The sequence below is a fragment of the Streptomyces bobili genome (assembly GCF_002154575.1).
Classification (GTDB): domain Bacteria; phylum Actinomycetota; class Actinomycetes; order Streptomycetales; family Streptomycetaceae; genus Streptomyces; species Streptomyces bobili.
This window is the reverse complement of sequence record NZ_MUBA01000417.1, coordinates 1-17349: the sequence shown is the minus strand read 5'-3', so window position 1 is coordinate 17349 and position 17349 is coordinate 1. Positions and strand designations below refer to the sequence as shown.

The 17349-nt window shown below is 73.1% G+C and carries 16 protein-coding genes and 1 pseudogene; 6 read left to right on the top strand and 11 right to left on the bottom strand.

Annotated features, from left to right (window positions below; translation table 11 throughout):
• Positions 1 to 895, top strand: an 895-nt coding sequence (locus tag BZL64_RS28565; RefSeq protein WP_086772055.1) for an MFS transporter, incomplete at its 5' end; no start/stop codon positions are given.
• A gap of 134 nt (positions 896 to 1029) precedes the next feature.
• On the opposite strand, the gene BZL64_RS28560 is transcribed toward BZL64_RS28565, so the two are convergent.
• The gene (locus BZL64_RS28560) at positions 1030 to 1476 is read right to left on the bottom strand and encodes a PPOX class F420-dependent oxidoreductase (RefSeq protein WP_086772054.1); all 447 of its coding nucleotides are present in this window, start codon (positions 1474 to 1476) and stop codon (positions 1030 to 1032) included.
• Between the two features lie 88 nt (positions 1477 to 1564).
• Between BZL64_RS28560 and BZL64_RS28555 the strand changes: the two genes are divergently transcribed.
• From BZL64_RS28555 to BZL64_RS28545, 3 genes are read left to right on the top strand one after another with little or no spacing between them, the layout of a single operon-like run.
• Entirely contained in the window at positions 1565 to 2155 is a 591-nt protein-coding gene (locus BZL64_RS28555) for a TetR/AcrR family transcriptional regulator (protein ID WP_086772053.1), read from the top strand.
• Positions 2152 to 3678, top strand: coding sequence for an MFS transporter (locus BZL64_RS28550; protein ID WP_086772052.1), 1527 nt, complete (start codon positions 2152 to 2154; stop codon positions 3676 to 3678). The genes BZL64_RS28555 and BZL64_RS28550 overlap by 4 nt, the downstream gene beginning before the upstream one ends.
• A gap of 58 nt (positions 3679 to 3736) precedes the next feature.
• A complete protein-coding gene (locus BZL64_RS28545; RefSeq protein ID WP_086772051.1) occupies positions 3737 to 4966 on the top strand; it encodes a serine hydrolase domain-containing protein in 1230 nt (409 codons plus the stop codon).
• On the opposite strand, the gene BZL64_RS28540 is transcribed toward BZL64_RS28545, so the two are convergent.
• The 4 genes from BZL64_RS28540 to ribA all read right to left on the bottom strand — a co-directional run bounded on the left by BZL64_RS28540 (position 4956) and on the right by ribA (position 9262).
• On the bottom strand, positions 4956 to 6125 hold the full coding sequence (locus BZL64_RS28540; RefSeq protein WP_086772050.1) for a saccharopine dehydrogenase family protein: 1170 nt from the start codon (positions 6123 to 6125) through the stop codon (positions 4956 to 4958). The two genes, BZL64_RS28545 and BZL64_RS28540, sit on opposite strands and share 11 nt — an antisense overlap.
• A complete protein-coding gene (locus BZL64_RS28535; protein ID WP_086772049.1) occupies positions 6118 to 7179 on the bottom strand; it encodes a saccharopine dehydrogenase in 1062 nt (353 codons plus the stop codon). The genes BZL64_RS28540 and BZL64_RS28535 overlap by 8 nt, the downstream gene beginning before the upstream one ends.
• Positions 7176 to 8363 (bottom strand): NAD(P)/FAD-dependent oxidoreductase, encoded by a 1188-nt coding sequence (locus BZL64_RS28530; protein WP_425276078.1) that lies wholly within the window; start codon positions 8361 to 8363, stop codon positions 7176 to 7178. Before BZL64_RS28530 ends, BZL64_RS28535 begins: the two co-directional genes overlap by 4 nt.
• Positions 8364 to 8602: 239 nt before the next feature.
• On the bottom strand, positions 8603 to 9262 hold the full coding sequence (gene ribA / locus BZL64_RS28525; RefSeq protein ID WP_086772047.1) for a GTP cyclohydrolase II: 660 nt from the start codon (positions 9260 to 9262) through the stop codon (positions 8603 to 8605).
• A 38-nt stretch (positions 9263 to 9300) separates the two neighbouring features.
• Here ribA and BZL64_RS28520 point away from each other — a divergent pair, with 38 nt between their 5' ends.
• Positions 9301 to 10092 (top strand): creatininase family protein, encoded by a 792-nt coding sequence (locus BZL64_RS28520; RefSeq protein WP_167396211.1) that lies wholly within the window; start codon positions 9301 to 9303, stop codon positions 10090 to 10092.
• Between the two features lie 173 nt (positions 10093 to 10265).
• Here BZL64_RS28520 and BZL64_RS42050 read toward each other — a convergent pair.
• From BZL64_RS42050 to BZL64_RS28495, 5 genes and pseudogenes are all read right to left on the bottom strand, one after another.
• Positions 10266 to 11006, bottom strand: a pseudogene (locus tag BZL64_RS42050) (lysylphosphatidylglycerol synthase transmembrane domain-containing protein); the annotation flags it as partial.
• A gap of 350 nt (positions 11007 to 11356) precedes the next feature.
• Positions 11357 to 12430 (bottom strand): class I SAM-dependent methyltransferase, encoded by a 1074-nt coding sequence (locus BZL64_RS28510; RefSeq protein WP_208639538.1) that lies wholly within the window; start codon positions 12428 to 12430, stop codon positions 11357 to 11359.
• Positions 12427 to 13596 carry a glycosyltransferase family 4 protein gene (locus BZL64_RS28505; protein ID WP_391006980.1) on the bottom strand — a complete coding sequence of 390 codons (1170 nt, stop codon included), beginning with the start codon at positions 13594 to 13596 and terminating at the stop codon, positions 12427 to 12429. Before BZL64_RS28505 ends, BZL64_RS28510 begins: the two co-directional genes overlap by 4 nt.
• Positions 13597 to 13607: 11 nt before the next feature.
• Entirely contained in the window at positions 13608 to 14006 is a 399-nt protein-coding gene (locus BZL64_RS28500; RefSeq protein WP_086772043.1) for a 6-pyruvoyl trahydropterin synthase family protein, read from the bottom strand.
• A 116-nt stretch (positions 14007 to 14122) separates the two neighbouring features.
• On the bottom strand, positions 14123 to 15103 hold the full coding sequence (locus BZL64_RS28495) for a zinc-dependent alcohol dehydrogenase (RefSeq protein ID WP_086772042.1): 981 nt from the start codon (positions 15101 to 15103) through the stop codon (positions 14123 to 14125).
• 107 nt (positions 15104 to 15210) lie between these two features.
• Here BZL64_RS28495 and BZL64_RS28490 point away from each other — a divergent pair, with 107 nt between their 5' ends.
• Positions 15211 to 16026 (top strand): CDP-alcohol phosphatidyltransferase family protein, encoded by an 816-nt coding sequence (locus BZL64_RS28490; protein ID WP_086772041.1) that lies wholly within the window; start codon positions 15211 to 15213, stop codon positions 16024 to 16026.
• 324 nt (positions 16027 to 16350) lie between these two features.
• On the opposite strand, the gene BZL64_RS28485 is transcribed toward BZL64_RS28490, so the two are convergent.
• Positions 16351 to 17349 (bottom strand): MFS transporter (locus tag BZL64_RS28485; RefSeq protein WP_086772040.1); only part of this gene is annotated, 999 nt, incomplete at its 5' end.

The window sequence follows — 17349 nt, the reverse complement described above, 5'->3', positions numbered from 1 at the left end:
GCGCGGCTTCTTCACCAGCTTCACCCTCAGCGGCACGCAGGGCGGTCAGCTCCTGGCCACGCTGGTCTTCCTCCCCATCGCCGCGCTGCCCGAGGACCAACTGCTGGCCTGGGGCTGGCGGGTGCCGTTCTGGCTGAGCATCGGGGTCGCCGTCGTCGGTTACGTCATCCGCCGCAAGCTCGACGAGACGCCGGCCTTCGCCCAGCAGGCCGGCGGCGAGGGCGTCGTCAAGCTGCCGCTGGTGGTGCTGCTGCGCGAGCACTGGGCGGACGTGCTGCGGGTCGTCGGGGGTGCGCTCGTCGCCTCGGTCTCCACGATCTTCACGGTGTGGGCGCTGGCCTACGCCACCAGCGACTCCGTGGGGATGAGCCGCTCCTCGATGCTGTGGGTGGGCGCGCTGGCCAACCTGGTCGCGCTGGCGGCGATCCCCCTGTGGGCCACCCTGTCCGACCGCATCGGCCGCCGTCCGGTGTTCCTGGTCGGCGCTGTCGGCAGCGCGGGGGCGATGTTCCTCTACCTGTGGGCGATCTCCACCGGCTCCTACCCGCTGACCATGGCCCTCGGCATCGTCACCTTCGGCATCGTCTACAGCGCCGCCAACGGAGTGTGGCCCGCCTTCTACGGCGAGATGTTCTCCACCCGCGTGCGGCTGTCCGGGATGGCGATCGGCACCCAGATCGGCTTCGCCGTAGCCGGATTCGCGGTCACCTTCGCCGCACGGATCGCGGGCCCCGACGGTGACGACTGGTCGGCGGTGGCCCTGTTCACGGCGGCGCTGTGCGTGCCCCCGGTGATCGCGGCCCTGTCGGCCAAGGAGACGGCGAGGATCCCGACGGAGCAACTGGGCGAGCGCCCGCGCCGGCCGGCGACCGAGCGGGAAACGGTCACCGCCTGACCGCCGCCACGCTCCCCCTCCACGGGTACGTTCCCCTCCACTCCGCCCGCTGAGCCCCTGGACGCCGTCACGGCTCCGGGGGCTCGGGCGTGGCCGGACGGCGACCGGTGGGAACGGTGGTGCAGGCGGTGCCGTCAGCCGTCGTCGGCCCCCTTGGGGATGCCGTAGGCGCGCTCCACCCGCAGGCGTACCACCAGGCGGCGGTCGCGGACCATGGCGGCGCGGTAGTCGTCCCAGTCGGGGTGTTCGCCGAGGACGTCGCGGTAGAGGCGGACGAGTTCCTCCACCGTGTCGTCGTAGGGGTGTCCGGCGACGGGTGAGAGGTCGGCGGTGCCCTCGACGACGGTGTAGGCGCGATGGTCGGGGGCGGACACGTGGTAGGAGGCGCGTGGGTCGCGGCGCAGGTTGCGGGTCTTCGCCCGGTCGTCGGTGACGGAGATCCGGATGACTCCCTCGTCCGGGTAGTGGTGGTGGCTGACGTTCGACAACTGCGGTCGGCCGTCCCGTTTGAGGGTGGCCAGTACCCCGCCCCGGCCGTCGGAGAGCAGGGCGAGCAGGGCGTGCTGCGTGTCCTGAGTCATGTCGGCACAACGGGTGGGGGACCGTTCCGCATTCCCTGACCGCCACCCGGCGGTAGACAGTGTCTACCGACCCTGGTAGACACTGTCTATGAGCGATGAGGAGAAGGCGGGTCAGGATCTGCGGATCCGGCTGGTCGACGTCGGGGTGGAGCTGCTGGCCCGCGAGGGAGTCGGGGCGCTGAGCCTGCGGGAGATCGCCCGCCGGGCGGGTGTCTCGCACGGGGCGCCCCGCCGCCACTTCCCGACCCATCTGGAACTGCTGTCGGCCATCGCCCGCAGGGGTTTCACCGACCTGGCCGGCCGGGTGGCGGCCGCACGCGGGGACCGCACCGCGCCCCCGCGCGAGCAGATCGCCGAACTCGGGCGCGTCTACCTGGAGTTCGCGCTCGACAACGCCGGCATGTACGAGCTGATGTTCCGTCACGACCTGCTGGCGAGCGGGCACTTGGGACTCCGGGACACCAGTCTGCCGCTGTTCGGTGTCCTGGTGGAGCTGGTCGGCCGGGTCCGGCCGGATGCCGACGCCCGCGCGGTCACGGCGGCACTGTGGGCGAACCTGCACGGCATCGCGCAGTTGTGGAGCTGGGGCAGCCTCCAACTCGCCACGGACACGGACGACTTCGTACCGCTGCTGCGGACGGCGCTCGACGCGCATCTGGGATCGGAGCCCGGCCGGTGAACCGTCCGCTGACCCTGGCGAGCAGCGTCTGCGGTGCCATGGTCGTCGCCCTGGACGGCACCGTCCTCACGGTCGCCCAGCCCACCCTGCAGCGCGACCTGGACGCGTCCTTCGCCCAGGTCCAGTGGACCAGCACGGGGTATCTCGTCGCGGTGGCCGCCCTGTTGGTGTTCGCGGGACGGCTCGGAGACCGGTACGGGCACCGGCGTACGTTCGCCCTGGGGATGCTCGGCTTCGGCGCGGCCTCGGCGGGCGTCGCGGTCGCGCCGGGCGTGGGCTGGGTGATCGGGCTGCGCGTGGTGCAGGGCGTGTTCGGGGCACTGCTGCAGCCGGCCACGCTCGGCATGCTGCGGACGACGTACCCGCCGGAGGCGCTGCGCCGGCCGATCGCCGCGCGTACGGCCGCGATCGGGCTGGCGGCAGCCGCCGGTCCCGTACTGGGCGGGGCGCTGACGACCGGGTTCGGATGGCGCTCCGTGTTCCTGTTGAACGTGGTGCCCGCGGTGGTGTTCGGCACACTCGCGCTCGCCGGCGGAAAGCGTTCCCGTGCCGCTTCTTCGCCGGTATCGCGACCGGCACCGGACATGGCATGGGAACCGCGTCCAGAGACAGAAGGAACGCCCCTTGACGTTCCCGGGGCCCTCTGGCTGGCGGTGGCGCTGGCCTGCCTGGTGCACACCCTCGTCGCGCCCTCCGGACCCGCCGGTGCGCTGGGGGCCGTGGCGACGGTCGTCGCGGGGGCAGGCTTCGTCCGCCGCGAACGCCGCGCTCCCGCGCCGCTGCTGCCGCCCGCCGTCGTCGGCTCCCCCGCGGTCGGTGCGTCCCTGGCCCTGCTGGTCACCGTGTCGGCGGCCCTCAACGGCGGCCTCTTCACCTGCGTGTACGTCCTCCAGGACGACCTGGGTCTCACCCCGCTGCGCACCGCCCTGGTCGGTCTGCCGCTGGCCGCGTCCCTGGTGGCCGCGGCGCCGGTGTCGGCCGTCCTGCTGCGCCGGGCCGGTTCCCGTTCCACCGTCGCGGGGGCGACCGCCGTACTCGCCGCGGGCCTGCTCGTCCTCGCCGCCGCCCCCGGCACAGCGGCCTTCTGCGCCGGGTTCGCCCTGGTCGGCGCCGGATTCGGCACGGTGATGGTCGCGGCGACCCATGTCGTCGTACGGCAGTCTCCCGCGGCGTCGGCCGGGGTCGCGGGCGGGTTGCAGCAGACGGCGATGAACGTCGGGCCGGTTCTCGGGGTGGCGTCGGCAACCGTTCTCGTGGGCGCGGCCGGGACCAGGTCGCCGCTGATCGTGCTCGCCGTGGCGGCCGTGGCGGCGCTGCCGTTGTGCCGTGCGCTTCCGGGCGGCCCACGGCCGCTCGCCGGACCTCCCACCGGCGTTCCCGCCTCCCTTCCAGCCGACGTTGCGGCGGCCGTTCCCGACCCCCTCGGGCGGCCCGTTCCCGCCGGTCCGAGCGACGCACGGCACACCGTTCGCGCTGTCGAAAGGGGGTCTTTCGGGCCGTCCCTGGGCGACGATGAGGTCTGAGGCCGTTCCGGCGGGGTATGCCGGACCGCACCTTGCTCGAACGCACCGGAGGAGAGCGATGGCACAGCTGCGACAAGAGGTCGACCCCACCGAGGTCGGGCTGGACGCGAAGGCACTTGACCGCCTCGACCAGCATGTCGCCCACTACGTCGACGAGGGCAGGTTGCCCGGTTTCCTCGTGGCCGTCGCCCGCGGCGGCCGGATCGCCCACCTCACCACTCACGGCCACCGCGACCTCGCGGCCCGGCTCCCCGTCGAGTCCGACACCCTGTGGCGGATCTACTCGATGACCAAGCCGGTCACCTCCGTCGCCGCGCTGATGCTGATGGAGGAGGGCCGGCTCTCCCTCGACGACCCGGTGGCCGCCCACCTCCCCGAGTTCGCCGATCCGCGGGTGTACGTCGGCGGCTCCGGCGAGGACATGGAGACCCGGCCGGCCGGGCGGCCCCCGCTGGTGCGGCACCTGATGACCCACACCGCGGGCCTGACCTTCGCGTTCTACCAGTGCCATCCCGTCGACGCCCTGTACCGGGAGGCCGGTCTTGAGTCGGCGGTGCTGCCCGGTTCGGACCTGGCGACGACCGTCGACGCGTACGCGCGGCTGCCGCTCCAGTTCGAGCCGGGCACGCAGTGGAACTACTCGGTGGCCGCCAACGTCCTGGGCCGGATCATCGAGGTCGTCTCCGGCCGGCCCCTCGACGAGTTCCTCGCGGAACGGATCTTCCGCCCGCTCGGCATGCCCGACGCCGGTTTCCAGGTCACGGACGACCAGGCGGGCCGGCTGGCCGAGCTGTACGGCGGCACGGACGAGGGCGGGATAGAGCCGATCCCGGGGCTGCCGCTGTTCGGGCGGCCCCGGTTCCTGTCGGGCAGCGGCGGTATGGTGGCGACCGCATACGATATACACCGCTTCATGGAGCTGCTGCGCCGCCGCGGCGAACTCGACGGGACGCGGCTGCTCAAGCCGGAGACGGTGGACCTGATGACCCGTAACCAGCTGCCGGACGGCGCCGACCTGCGTACCGTCGGCAGCCGGCCCGCCCACGACGAGCCGGGCAACGACGGAGTCGGATTTGGACTCGGCGTCTCCGTGGTGACCGACCCGGCCCGCACCCAGGCCCCTTCCGGACTGGGCACCTACGGCTGGAGCGGGGTGGCCACGACGACGTTCTGGGTCGACCCGAGCCGCGACCTCACCGTCCAGTTCCTCACCCAGCTACGGCCGAAGAAGTCGCTGAAGCTCTACCCCGACCTCAAACGGCTGGTCCACGAAGCGGTCACGGACTGACCGGCGGGCCGTCGACGTTCAGGGTGAACGGGACACCGTCCCGGGCGAGTTCACCGAGCCACTCCCGCGACCGCTGCTGCGTACCGGCCGCCCGGTTCAGCCCCGCCGGCAGGGAACCGTCCAGTATGTGCCGGACCCCGAGGGCGAGGGGCCGCGAGACACAGCGCGCCATCGCGCTCTCCTTCGCGTCGCCCACCAGGTCCAGCAGGTAACTCCCGGACCAGGAGGTGCCGTTGCGGGCCCGCACTGCCAGGGAGACGGCGAGGACCACACGGTCACGGTCGGAGTCCGTCATCGGGTGCGCCGCCGCCAACTCGCGGGCCAGGGCCGCGATCCTGGTGTCGTCGCCCGCCTTCAGTTCCTCGAACACCGGCTCCCAGGCGCGCCGCCAGCCGCCCAGCCGCAGGGTGCCGCGTACGAAGGTCCGCGCCTGCCAGGCGGCGGGCAGCCCGTACTGCTCGACGAAGGGCATGCTGTCGCGGTTGGGGTAGACCTCGAAGACCTCCCCGTCGACGAGGTGCGCACGGGTCGCCTCCCAGGGCCGCTCGGCCGTCGTCTCGGTGCCGCCCTCCACGTAACGGGCGGGCGAGCGCAGGGCGTTGAGGACTCCGAGGGGCGCCCAGCTGAAGCGGTAGCGGAAGTCGTCGGCGACGGCCGGGATACCGCCGCAGTACGAGGTGAAGCGGTACGAGGCCGGTGTGCCGTCCCCGACGACGGCACGGGCGCGCGCCACCAGGGCGTGCGCGAAGAGGTGGTCGAGGCCGGGATCGAGTCCCGCCTCGGTGAGGACGACGGTGCCGGCGTCGACGGCCGAGGGAACCTGCTCCAGCACCGCGTCCGAGACATAGCTGGAGCAGGCGAAGTGCGCCCGCTTCGCCACACAGGCCGCGAGCAGCGAGGCGTGTTCGCCGGCCGGCAGCATCGACACCACGATGTCACCGGGGGCCAGTTCGGCCGTGAGCGCGTCGCGGGTGTGGGCGCGCGGTTCGACGCGTCCGGTCAGGCCCAGCCGGCCGAGGGCGTCGGCGGCGCGTTCCTCGCTGCGGTGCCACAGCCGGACCCGGTCGGCGTGCTCGCGGAGCGCGGCCAGGCCGCTGCCCGTGGACAGGCCGGCACCCACCCAGTGGACGGTGCCGCTCGCGGCGGCCCGCTCAGCCACGGTGCCCGCCGTCCCCGTCGGCGACGAGGCCGGCGCAGGCCTGCCGGAACCGGGCCAGGCACCGCGACCAGGCCGGGTGCGCGTCGTACTCCAGCAGGAGGGGCAGCAGGGCGCGGGAGAAATCGGCGCTGGACTCGCGCGGCAGCAGGGAGGGGAGGTTGTCGATGGCGATCAGGTCGAGCGGGGGTTCCTTGCGCAGCCGCCGGACGGGCTCGGCCCACTCGGTCGTCCGGTCGTAGACGGGAAGGACGTTGAGGGGCGAACCGACGTCGCAGGTGACGTCGCAGAGGGTGCGCAGCGCTCGGGCGGGGTCGTCGATGTCCCGCTCGCGCAGGAACGGCGGGACCGGGCTGGTGGCGAGGACGGCGTTGACCATGACGTCGTGGCGGAGCAGCGCCACGCGGTCGAGGGCGCGGGTCTCCGCCAGGTCCCAGCAGGTCGGATCGACGCCTGCCGTGTCGAACGCGGCCCGCGCGCCGCGCCCGCTGCGGCCCAGGGCGCCGACGACGAGCGCGGTGAGGTCCTCGTCGCCGGGGAGCCTGCGCAGGGTGTCGTCCAGGGCGTTCTTGTCGGTGGGGCGCAGGGGTGCCGTGAGCCGGCCCCGGTGCTGGAGCACTGCGAGGGCCGCGCCGAGGTAGCCGGCCCAGTAGCCGAACGCGGCGAGCCGGCGGCCCTCGTCGTCGACCAGGTACTCCAGGTCGAGGAGCGCCCCTCCCCCGGCTGTGAACCTGCGCAACAGGCGTGCGGCGCCCGGCTGTTCCTTGTAGGCGTGCCCGAAGTAGATGTGGTGGTGCGTGAGTCCGGCCGGTTCGTCGGGGAGTTCCTTGAGGCCGAGGACGACCGTGCCGGATGGCGCCGACGTCCAGGAGCCCGCGGGCGCGATCCGGGCGCCGACCGCCTCGTACTCCGCGGCGGGGAAGATCCGCTGCGGGGACTCCTCGACGGTCAGTCGCACCCCGTTGTCGACGAGCCGGCGGGCGTCGTCGGGGACGATCGGGGTGCGGCGTTCGGTGGAGCGGACCTCGTGGCGCAGCCACAGGTGGCGTTCCGTCATACGCGGTTGACCTCCGGACGCGGGGCGTCGGCGGCGAACCGGCCGGCGCCGAGGGGGCTGACGTCCACGAAGGGTACGCGGCCGAGGCAGAGGTCGCGGACGACCTCGCCGACGGCGGGTCCCTGGAGGAAGCCGTGCCCCGAGAAGCCGGTCGCATACAGAAAACGGGATATCGAAGTCGCCTCGCCGATGAGGGCGTTGTGGTCCGGGGTGACCTCGTACAGTCCCGCCCAGCCGCCCGCGCGGCGCAGGTCGAGGAGGGCTGGGGCGCGGCGTTCCATCGCGGCGACGAGGCGCGGGATCCAGCGCTCGTGGGTGTCGGTGGCGAAGCCGGGCCGCTCGTCCGGGTCGGACATGCCGACCAGCAGGCCAGGGCCCTCGGCGTGGAAGTAGAGGCTGCTGGTGAAGTCGATCGTCATCGGCAGGCCGGGAGGCAGACCACCGGGGAACGGTTCGGTGACCGCTATCTGGCGGCGCAGCGGCCGTACCGGCAGATCCACGCCCACCATCGCGCCGACGGACCGGGACCAGGCGCCGGCCGCGCAGACCACGGTGTCGGTGGTGATGCGGCCGAGAGTGGTCGTCACGGCGGTGATCCTGCTGCCCTGCGTCTCGATACCGGTCACCTCGGTGTGGCGCAGGATGCGCGCCCCGCAGCGGCGGGCGGCGGCCGCGTAACCGTGGACGACGGCTTCCGGCGTGCAGTGTCCGTCGTCGGGCGAGTACGCGGCGGCCCGTAACCCCTCGGTGGTGATCAGCGGGGAGAGCCGGCGGGCCTCGGCCGGATCGATCATGCGGCTGGGCACGCCCAGCGCGTTCTGGAGCCGGACGCCCGCCTCGAAGGAGGCGACCTCCTCGGGCGTGGACAACAGGAACAGGTAGCCGACGCGGTGCAGTCCGATGTCGGAGCCGATCTCCTCGCCGAACCGGGCGAACGCCTCCAGGCTGCGCGCGCCGAGCTGGATGTTCAGTTCGTCGGAGAACTGGGCGCGTACACCGCCGGCGGCCTTCGAGGTCGAGCCCGCGCCGAGTTCGTCCCGCTCCACCAGCAGGACGTCCCGGACGCCGGCGGCGGCCAGATGGTAGGCGATGCTCGTCCCCATCACTCCGCCGCCGATGACGACGACCGAGGCATGCGTGTTCACGCGGGCGGCTCCTTCCGACGGCCGCCCCCGACCCGGCATCCGGACCGGGACCGGGGCCACCGAGACATTCCGGTTGTCCTGTGCGGCGACGTCGCGGGCCGTGACGGACGCGAGTACCGAGGCTGTCGCGTGCCGGAGCGGCTGCCGCGGCTGCCGCCTGCCGGGGCGTTGACCGTCGTGATCCCTACCCCTCGCGGCGGTCCGTAGTGCGCGACTTCAGGACAGTGCGCCACCGCGGAACCGCTGCCCGGCGGGGGGACCGGGGAGCCGGCGCGTCGTCAGGACCAGTGCGCCACCGCGTCCAGGTGCGGCAGGCGGTGGTCCAGCCGCTCACGCTTGGTGCGCAGGTACGTGATGTTGTTCTCGCACGGTTCGATCAGCAGCGGTACCTCCTCGGCGACCTGGATGCCGTTCTCGACCAGCGCCTCACGCTTGCGCGGGTTGTTCGACATCAGGCGGACGGAGCGCACGCCCATGTCGCGCAGGATGTCGGCGGCCACCTTGTAGTCGCGGGCGTCCACGGGGAAGCCCAGCGCGACGTTCGCCTCGACGGTGTCCAGGCCCTCCGCCTGGAGCGCCATCGCCCGGAGCTTGCCCAGCAGCCCGATGCCGCGGCCCTCGTGCCCGCGCAGGTAGACGACGATGCCCCGGCCCTCGGCGACGACGGCCCGCAGCGCGGATTCGAGCTGATCGCCGCACTCGCAGTGCTGGGAGCCGAACGCGTCGCCGGTCAGGCATTCCGAATGCAGCCGGGTCAGCACGTTCTCGGCGCCCGGCTCGCCGTACACCAGGGCCACCTGCTCGTCGCCGCGGTCGTGGTCGAGGTAACCGATCGCCTGGAATTTGCCGTACACGGTGGGCAGCGGTGCATTCACCACGCGTTCCACACCGGTGCGCTGGGGGGACTTCTTGCCGAGCACGCCAAATTTGTCTGTCATGATCTGGTTCCTAAGCAGAGACGAAAGGCCGGGAAAAGATGAGTGGTTCGGGAATGCGAACGGCGGCGGCGTACGGAGGACTGGTGCCGTCGGACACCACCGAGGACGTGCGGTGGCGCGGCGCGGAGGTCCCGGTCCAGGTGGCGGTGCTGCCCGTCGGAAGCTTCGAACAGCACGGGCCGTACCTGCCGTTGGCGACCGACACGCTCGTCGCCTGCGCGATAGCGCGGGAGATCGCCGCCGCGTATCCGGTACACCTCCTCCCTCCGGTGACCATCGCCTGCTCGCACGAGCACGCGGACTGGCCGGGAACCGTCAGCATCTCCGCCGTCACCCTTCACGCGGTGGTACAGGACATCGCGGCCTCACTGCGCCGCTCGGGCGTCGAGGCCCTGGTGCTGGTCAACGGACACGGCGGGAACTACGTCCTGGGCAACGCGGTCCAGGAGTCCTCCGCCCGCGGGGAGCGGATGGCGCTCTTCCCGGCCGCCGAGGACTGGGAGTCGGCACGGCAGCGGTCCGGGGTGTCGACCTCTCTGCTCACCGACATGCACGCCGGGGAAATCGAGACCTCGATCCTGCTGCACGCCCATCCCGAACTCGTCCGGCCCGGTTACGAGTCGGCCGATTTCACCGCGGACGACCGTCGCCATCTGCTCACGCTGGGAATGTCCGCCTATACCGATTCGGGCGTCATCGGCCGTCCCTCCCTGGGGTCCGCGGAAAAGGGGAAGGAACTCCTGACGAGCCTGGCGGATTCCTTCGGGACGTATTTCTCGATACTGACCACCGGGACGGCCGAAGGGGATGACGACGGCCCCTCCGTGTGACGCCCCTCGCGGGGCTCCGCGTCCGCTACGACGCTGCCGGCCACCTCGCCGCCGGCCGCCTGGCCGCGGTCCCGCAGTCCGGTGCACCAGCGGGCGAGCAGGACGACGAGGCCGGGCAGCGCGGCCACGAAGCTGAGCACGCCGTACACGACGGCGACCGTCAGTCCGGTGCTCGCGCCGAGTCCGGCCGCGCCGAACGCCCAGGCGGTGATGCCCTCGCGGGGGCCCCAGCCACCGACGTTCAGCGGCACGCCCATCGCGAGGAGGGCGAGGACCGCCAGCGGCAGCAGGGTGAGCACCGGGGCGGCGGAGCCGGCCGCGCGGGCGGCGACGACGAAGGTGGCGAGGTGCCCGGCCAGGACGACCGCCGACGACAGGGCGACGCCGGGCCCGTTACGCCGGGACAGCAGCCCCTCGCGCGCCTCCGCGAGGGCCGCCCGGACGCGTCCGCCCCGGCGGGAGGCCGAGGAGTTCATGCGCAGGGCGAGACCGACGGCCAGTACGCCGACCGCACCAAGGGCGGCCAGTGGCGCGAAGTGCCGTACGTCGGCCATGACCGGCGACGGCAGGGTCAGCAGGATCGTCACTCCTGCGACGGCCAGCACGAGTTGTCCCGCCGTGCGCTCCAGGACGACGGCCCGTACGCCGCGTCCGACGTCGCCGGTGCTCTGCCCGTGGCGCACCGCGCGGTGCACGTCGCCGAGAATGCCGCCGGGCAGGGCCGCGTTCAGGAAGAGGGAGCGGTAGTAGTCGGCGACGGCGGGCCCGAGGGGCAGCCGGATCTTCAGTCCGCGGGCCACCAGCGCCCACCGCCACGCGCTGAACACGGTGGTGACGGCGCCGATCCCGAGCCCGAGCAGCAGAGTGGCGGCATCGATGCGCCGGAGTCCGTCCAGGACGGCGCCGGTGCCCATCCGCCACACCAGGACCCCGAGGATGACCACGCCGGCGACGGTGCCGAGATGGGTGCGCAGCGCCGCGAACCGGGAACGAGCGGCCGGGGCCGGCGCCGGGGCCGACCGGGGAGCCCGCGGCTCGGTCACGACGACACCGATACGGGCCTCGGAGACGGCGGGACCGGTACGCGCCGGGAACGGCACGGCCGCCGCACGGGCGGGCAGCGCACCGGCCGCCGTACGGCAAGCGGTGACGGCCGTTCCCGTCCGGTTCACGCCGTCGCGTGAGGGCCGTCGTACGGCCGTCCGCGCGCGCCGCGCCGGCTGCGGCGCCGCCGGGACGCGCGCGCCCACCGTCTCCGCGCTCATCAGGCGCCGCCCGTCGGGCGGGCCAGGGCGAGGAGGTCGCTGTGGTGGACGGTGACGTGGAGTTCGCCGGCGGCGCAGGCCGCGAGCCGGGCGGCGAGGTAGGTCTCGGCGCGGGCGGCGAGTTCGGGGCGTTCCTCGACGGCGGCGCCGACCCAGCCGCGCAGCCACTGGGCGGTGAGCGCGGCCTGGTCGGGGCCGAGCCGCCAGGCGCTGGGGTGCACCTTGACGCTGGCGCCGTGGTCGGCGAACGCCTCGCAGGCCGCCGTGACCGAGTCGGGTCCGAGGAGGCCGCCGCGCCGCTGATGGTCGTTGAAGGCGGCGGCGATCTCCTCGTCCATCGGGTTCTCGGCGCTCAGTTCGACCCGCCCGGCGACGGAGAGGGTCAGCAGTGCGGGGCAGCCGGCGCCCGCGCAGGCCGCGGCGAGGGTGTCGATCTCCTCGCGGGTGAGGACGTCCAGCAGCGCCGACGCGGTCACCAGTGAGGCACCGACCAGGGCGTCCGGGGTCAGCCGGGCGACGTCGCCGCGGCGGGTCTCGACGGTGACCCGGCTGCCGTCGGCGGCGACCCGGGGCGAGCCGACGGCCGCGAAGTGCAGCAGGTAGGGGTCGCGGTCGTGCAGGATCCAGTGCTGAGGGCCGTCGAGGCGGGGGGCGAGCCAGCGGCCCATCGAGCCGGTGCCGCAGCCCAGGTCGTGCACGACGAGTCCGCCGGTGCGGCCGGGCAGGTTGGCCAGCCGGATCCGCAGCGGGTCCAGCAGGTCGATGGCCCGTGCGTCGGCGTCGGCGGGCTCACGCAGCCGCAGCCACTCGGGGGCGTAGCGGGGCGGTTCCTGCGCCACGCCGTCCTCGTCGCGCAGCCGTACGGTCGGCCGCTCGCCGGGGCGGGTCACCGGGCCCGCGCCCTCGATGACACCGGTTGTCGGCACGGAATCGGTCGTCTGCAGGACATCGGTCGTCTGCATGACATCGGTTGTCTGCGTTTCCATGTCCGAGGACACCTCCCGAGTTCCGGTCCCCGGAATCCGCCCGATCTGCCGTGCCAGGTCGGCCGGGGTCATCGTGGTCTTCCTCATGCCGCCCTCCGGGGTTCGCCGGGCAGCCGGCCGAGGACGCCGGCGAGGCGCTGGGCGGTGCTCGCCCAGCCGTTGAGGGCCGCCCGCCGGCCTCGCGCGGCAGCCTTCAGCCGGCGCCGTACGTCCGCCTCGCCGAACCAGCCGCGCAGCTCGGCGGCGAGGGCGGCCGGGTCCTCCGGCGGAACGAGGATGCCGGGCACGCCGCCGTCGGGAGCGCGGCCGACCGCCTCCGGCACACCGCCCACATCGGTGGCGAGGACGGGGATGCCGCGGGCGAGGGCCTCGGTGACGGCCATGCCGTAGGTCTCGGCGTAGGAGGTGAGGACCATCAGGTCGGCGGAGGCGTACGCGGCGTCGAGCTGGGCGCCCGCCTTGGGTCCGGCCAGTTCCAGCCGGTCCTCGAGGCCGTACCTGCTGATGAGGCGGCGCAGGTGGGCGACGTACTCCGGGTCCTGGCCGAGGCCGCCCACGCAGGAGCAGGTCCACGGCAGGTCGGTCACCGCGGCCAGCGCCTCGATCAGCCGGTGCTGCCCCTTGCGGGGGGTCACGGCGGCCACGCACAGCAGGCGGGAGACGCCGTCGGTGCCGGAGGCGAGGGGAGCGATGTCGGCGCCGGGGGCGGCGTCGTGCACCTTCTCCGGGGCCAGGCCGTGGTGGGAGACGAGGCGGCGGACCGCCCAGTCGCTGGTGGCGATCACCGCGGGGACGGCGCGCAGCACCGCCCGCTCCTTGGCGTCGAGTTCGGCGGCGAGCGCCGGGTCGAGGCCCGTCTCGTCGCCGAGCGGCAGATGCACCAGGACGGCGAGCCGCAGCCGTTCCGCCTCCGGTACGACGATCTCCGGGACGCCGCAGGCCACCAGCCCGTCCAGCAGGACGACGGTGCCGTCGGGCAGCTCGCGCAGTGTGCGGGCCAGTTCGGCGCGGGCGGGTGCCTGCGGGCTGGGCCAGTCACCGGCGACCCGGTGCTTCTCGACCTGCCAGCCGAAGCCGGGAAGGTCGAGGCAGACACGGCGGTCGTAGGCGTTTCCGCCGCTGGGGTTCGCCGGGTCGTCGACCCCGCCCGGCATGACGAAGTGCACGGAACGCAGGGACATGGGGATGATCCCCCCGTTCTTCTTCGGGGTCACCGGCTGCGCGGGCAGATAGGCGAGCGGGGCCTTTTCCATCGTCGCGTCGGTCACAGCGCACGCTCGTAACTCGCCCAGGCGACGTGCGACTCGTGCAGGCTGACGGACAGGGCGGCGATGCCCCGGGCGCCCTCGCCGAGCGCGCCCTTGTGGATCCGCTCGGCGAGCCGGTCGGCGATCACCTTGGCGAGGAACTCCGTGGAGGTGTTCACCCCGGCGAAGTCGGGCTCGTTGTCGAGGTTTCTGTAATTCAGCTCGCTGACGACGGCGCCCAGTTCCTGGGTCGCCAGGCCGATGTCGACGACGATGTTGTCGTCGTCCAGCTGCTCGCGGCGGAAAGTGGCGTCCACGAGGAACGTCGCTCCGTGCAGGCGCTGAGCGGGTCCGAAGACCTCACCGCGGAAGCTGTGGGCGATCATGATGTGATCGCGGACCGTGACACTGAACAACGGACGACCCTCCAGGTGCGGCGCGTCTGGTCCCCCGGCCATCGGCCGCCGGGGGATGCCGTGTAGTACGGCTCTTGGCTTCCCCGTGTTCAGCCGACTCTCACTCTTTTCTCAGGTCAGGCGCTTTTCTCGTAGGTAACCCTGTGACACAGGGCCGGAATCGCCCCGCTCGTGAGCCGGGGCATCACCTCCGGCAACTCGTCGAAGGCGCTTTCCCCGGTGACGAGCGCGTCGAGCGCGGGATCGGCGAGAAGGTCCAGGGCGACGGCGAGGCGGTCGGCGTAGCTGCGGTTCGCGCGGCGTGGGGAGACGGTGCCGACCTGGCTGCTGCGGATGACCAGCCGCCGGGAGTGGAAGGCCTCGCCGAGCGGCAGGGAGACCATACGGTCGCCGTACCAGCTCAGTTCGAGGACCGTGCCCTCGGCTCTCAGCAGTTCCAGGGAGCGGGCGAGGCCCTGCTCGGTGGCGCTGGCGTGCACGACGAGGTCGCAGCCGCCCAGCGCGTCCTGCGGGGAGGCGAAGCCGACGCCGAGCGCCTCGGCGGTCTTCGCCCGCGCCGGATCGGCGTCCACCAACTGCACGCGTACGCCCGGAAAGCGGTTCAGCAGCGCGGCCACCGAGCAGCCGACCATGCCGCCGCCGACCACCGCGATCCGGTCGCCGACCAGCGGCGCCGCGTCCCACAGCGCGTTCACGGCCGTCTCGACCGTGCCGGCGAGGACGGCCCGCCCGGCGGGCACGGAGTCCGGTACGACGGTGACGGCGCTCGCCGGGACGACGAAGCGGGTCTGATGCGGGAACAGGGAGAAAACGGTACGCCCGACCAGTGCCGCGGCGCCCTCCTCCACCACCCCCACATTGAGGTAGCCGTATTTCACCGGCGCCGGGAAGTCACCCTCCTGGAAGGGCGCCCGCATGACCGCGTGCTGGCTCTCCGGGACGCCGCCGCGGAAGACGAGGGTCTCCGTGCCGCGGCTGACCCCCGAGTACAGCGAACGGACGACGACCTCACCCTCCGCCGGGTCCGGCAGGGTCACATCACGGATCTCTCCATGGCCCGGCGAACCGATCCAGAACGCACGTGCAGTGCGGTTCATCGGCGTCCTCCTGAACGTTCGGGAACTTGCTCACGTACCGAGGTGTGCACAGGTCGCGCACAGTACGCGGCCTTGATCGACTCTGTCACCTGGCCGGAGGATGTGCGGTGGCCCTGAACAACACTTACGACGCAAGGCTGGTCCAACAGGAGACCGCTGTGGGAGCGGGCGTACAGATCCTGGTACTGGCCCTGCTCGGCACGGCGATCGGCATGGGCCCGGCGGGCTGGGTGACCGGCCTCGTCTTCGCCGTAGCCACCTGGGCGGTGCTCTCACGGGCACTGCACCGCTCGGGTCTGCGCACTTTCGGCCCGGCGAACCGAGTCACCCTCGGCCGGGCCACACTGGTCGGCGGGGTGACAGCACTGGTCGCGGACTCCTTCGTGAGCGCGCCGCCCGTGTCCCTGCTGGTCGGCCTGACGGCCGTGGCCCTGCTGCTGGACGGCGTGGACGGCAAGGTGGCGCGGCGCACGGGCACCTCGACGGCACTCGGCGCCCGCTTCGACATGGAGGTCGACGCCTTCCTGATCCTCGTCCTCAGCGTGTACGTCTCCATGGCGCTGGGCCCCTGGGTCCTGCTGATCGGCGCGATGCGCTACGCCTTCGTCGCGGCGGCCCGAGTGGCGCCCTGGCTCAACGCCCCGCTCCCGCCGAGCACGGCCCGCAAGACGGTCGCCGCGATGCAGGGCATCTGCCTCCTCGTCGCCGGCGCCGACCTGCTCCCGTACGCCGGCAACTTCGCGGTGGCCCTGCTGGCCCTGGCCCTGCTGCTGTGGTCCTTCGGCCGCGATGTGCTGTGGCTGTGGCGGGAGTCGCGGACGACCCGGGGGACGGAGGGGACGGGCGCCGATACGGTCCCGGCGGGAAAGCGGTCGGCGCTGGAACTGGAACTGGAACTGGAACTGGAACTGGCCGGACGCTAGTCCTGGCACACGACATCGAGGGGCCCGGTCCGCTGCACGGATCCGGGCCCTCGTCGCGTGGGGGGAGGCGTTGCGGCCAACGGTTTCCGGCGGCGGTCGCCCCGCGCCGGTCCGTGGGCGACGATGCCCCCCGGCACCGCTCTTCCCGCCCCGGTCCGCGCACTGGTCTTCGCGCACCGGGTCCCTGTGTCCGGCCCGGACGGAGCAGGCTACGACCACGCCGGGATCCCCAGCTGTCCGGCGTTCGAGGACGAGGCCGTTCAGGCCGAACCAGGGGTCCGGCGGCGGAGCGCCTGCCACGGCCGGGCAACGCACACGCAGTCCCTACCCCCTCCGCGGAAGCAACAGCACTGCCACCGCCGGAACGACCGCCAGCACGGCCCACGGCACAGCCGTCGGCAGCCCACTGTCGAGGAGCGTCCCCGTGCCCGCGCTGCCGATGAGCACGATCACTCCGGAGACCGAGGACAACGCCCCCATGTACAGACCGAGCCGTCCCTCCTGCGCGAGGTCGGGAACCCAGGCGCGGGCGGCCGGCGCCACGAGCATCTGTCCGAGGGTGAGGAGGACGACGAAACCGGCGGCGGGCAGCAGTCCGGTCACGCCCGTCGCCCCGGAGGGCGCCGCGACCGCGACGACACCGAACCCGGTCGCGATCAGCGCCAGCCCCGCCGCCATGGACCGCCTCAGGGTGAGCCGCTCCCCCACCCATCGTGTGACCGGCAGCTGGGCGGTCACCACCAGGAGGGAGGACAGCGCGAACAGCCAGGCCAGCGGGGCCTGCGAACCGGCGGCACGTTCGACTTCGGCGGGCAGGGCGAGGTAGAGCTGGTTGTAGGCGAGGAGATAGGCGCCGTACGCGCAGCACAGGCCGAGGAAGCGCCGGTTGCGCAGCAACGGGCCGATTCCGCCCCGCACTTGGACCCGCACTCGCCCGGGGATGTGCTGGGGCAGCAGCCAGGCGTGGCCGGCGAGGACCAGGACGAAGACGCCGGCTCCCGCCAGACAGACCGCGCGGAAGTCGACCGACAGCAGCAGCGCCCCGAGCAGGGGGCCGACGAACGCCCCGGCCTGCCCGGCGACGGTGAACAGCGCCAGTACGCGTGTGCGGGACCCGCCGCCCGACTCCTCCCACGCGACGGCCTGCCGGGCCACCTCGGATTCGACCGCGGGCGAGAACAGTGCGGCGGCGAAACCGATGAGGAGCACCGCCCCGACGACGGCCGGGGCACTCCCGGCGTACCCGAGCCACCCGAATCCGGCGATGCGCAGCACGCATCCGGCGAGTACCACGGGCCGGACGCCGTACCGGTCGGCGAGGGC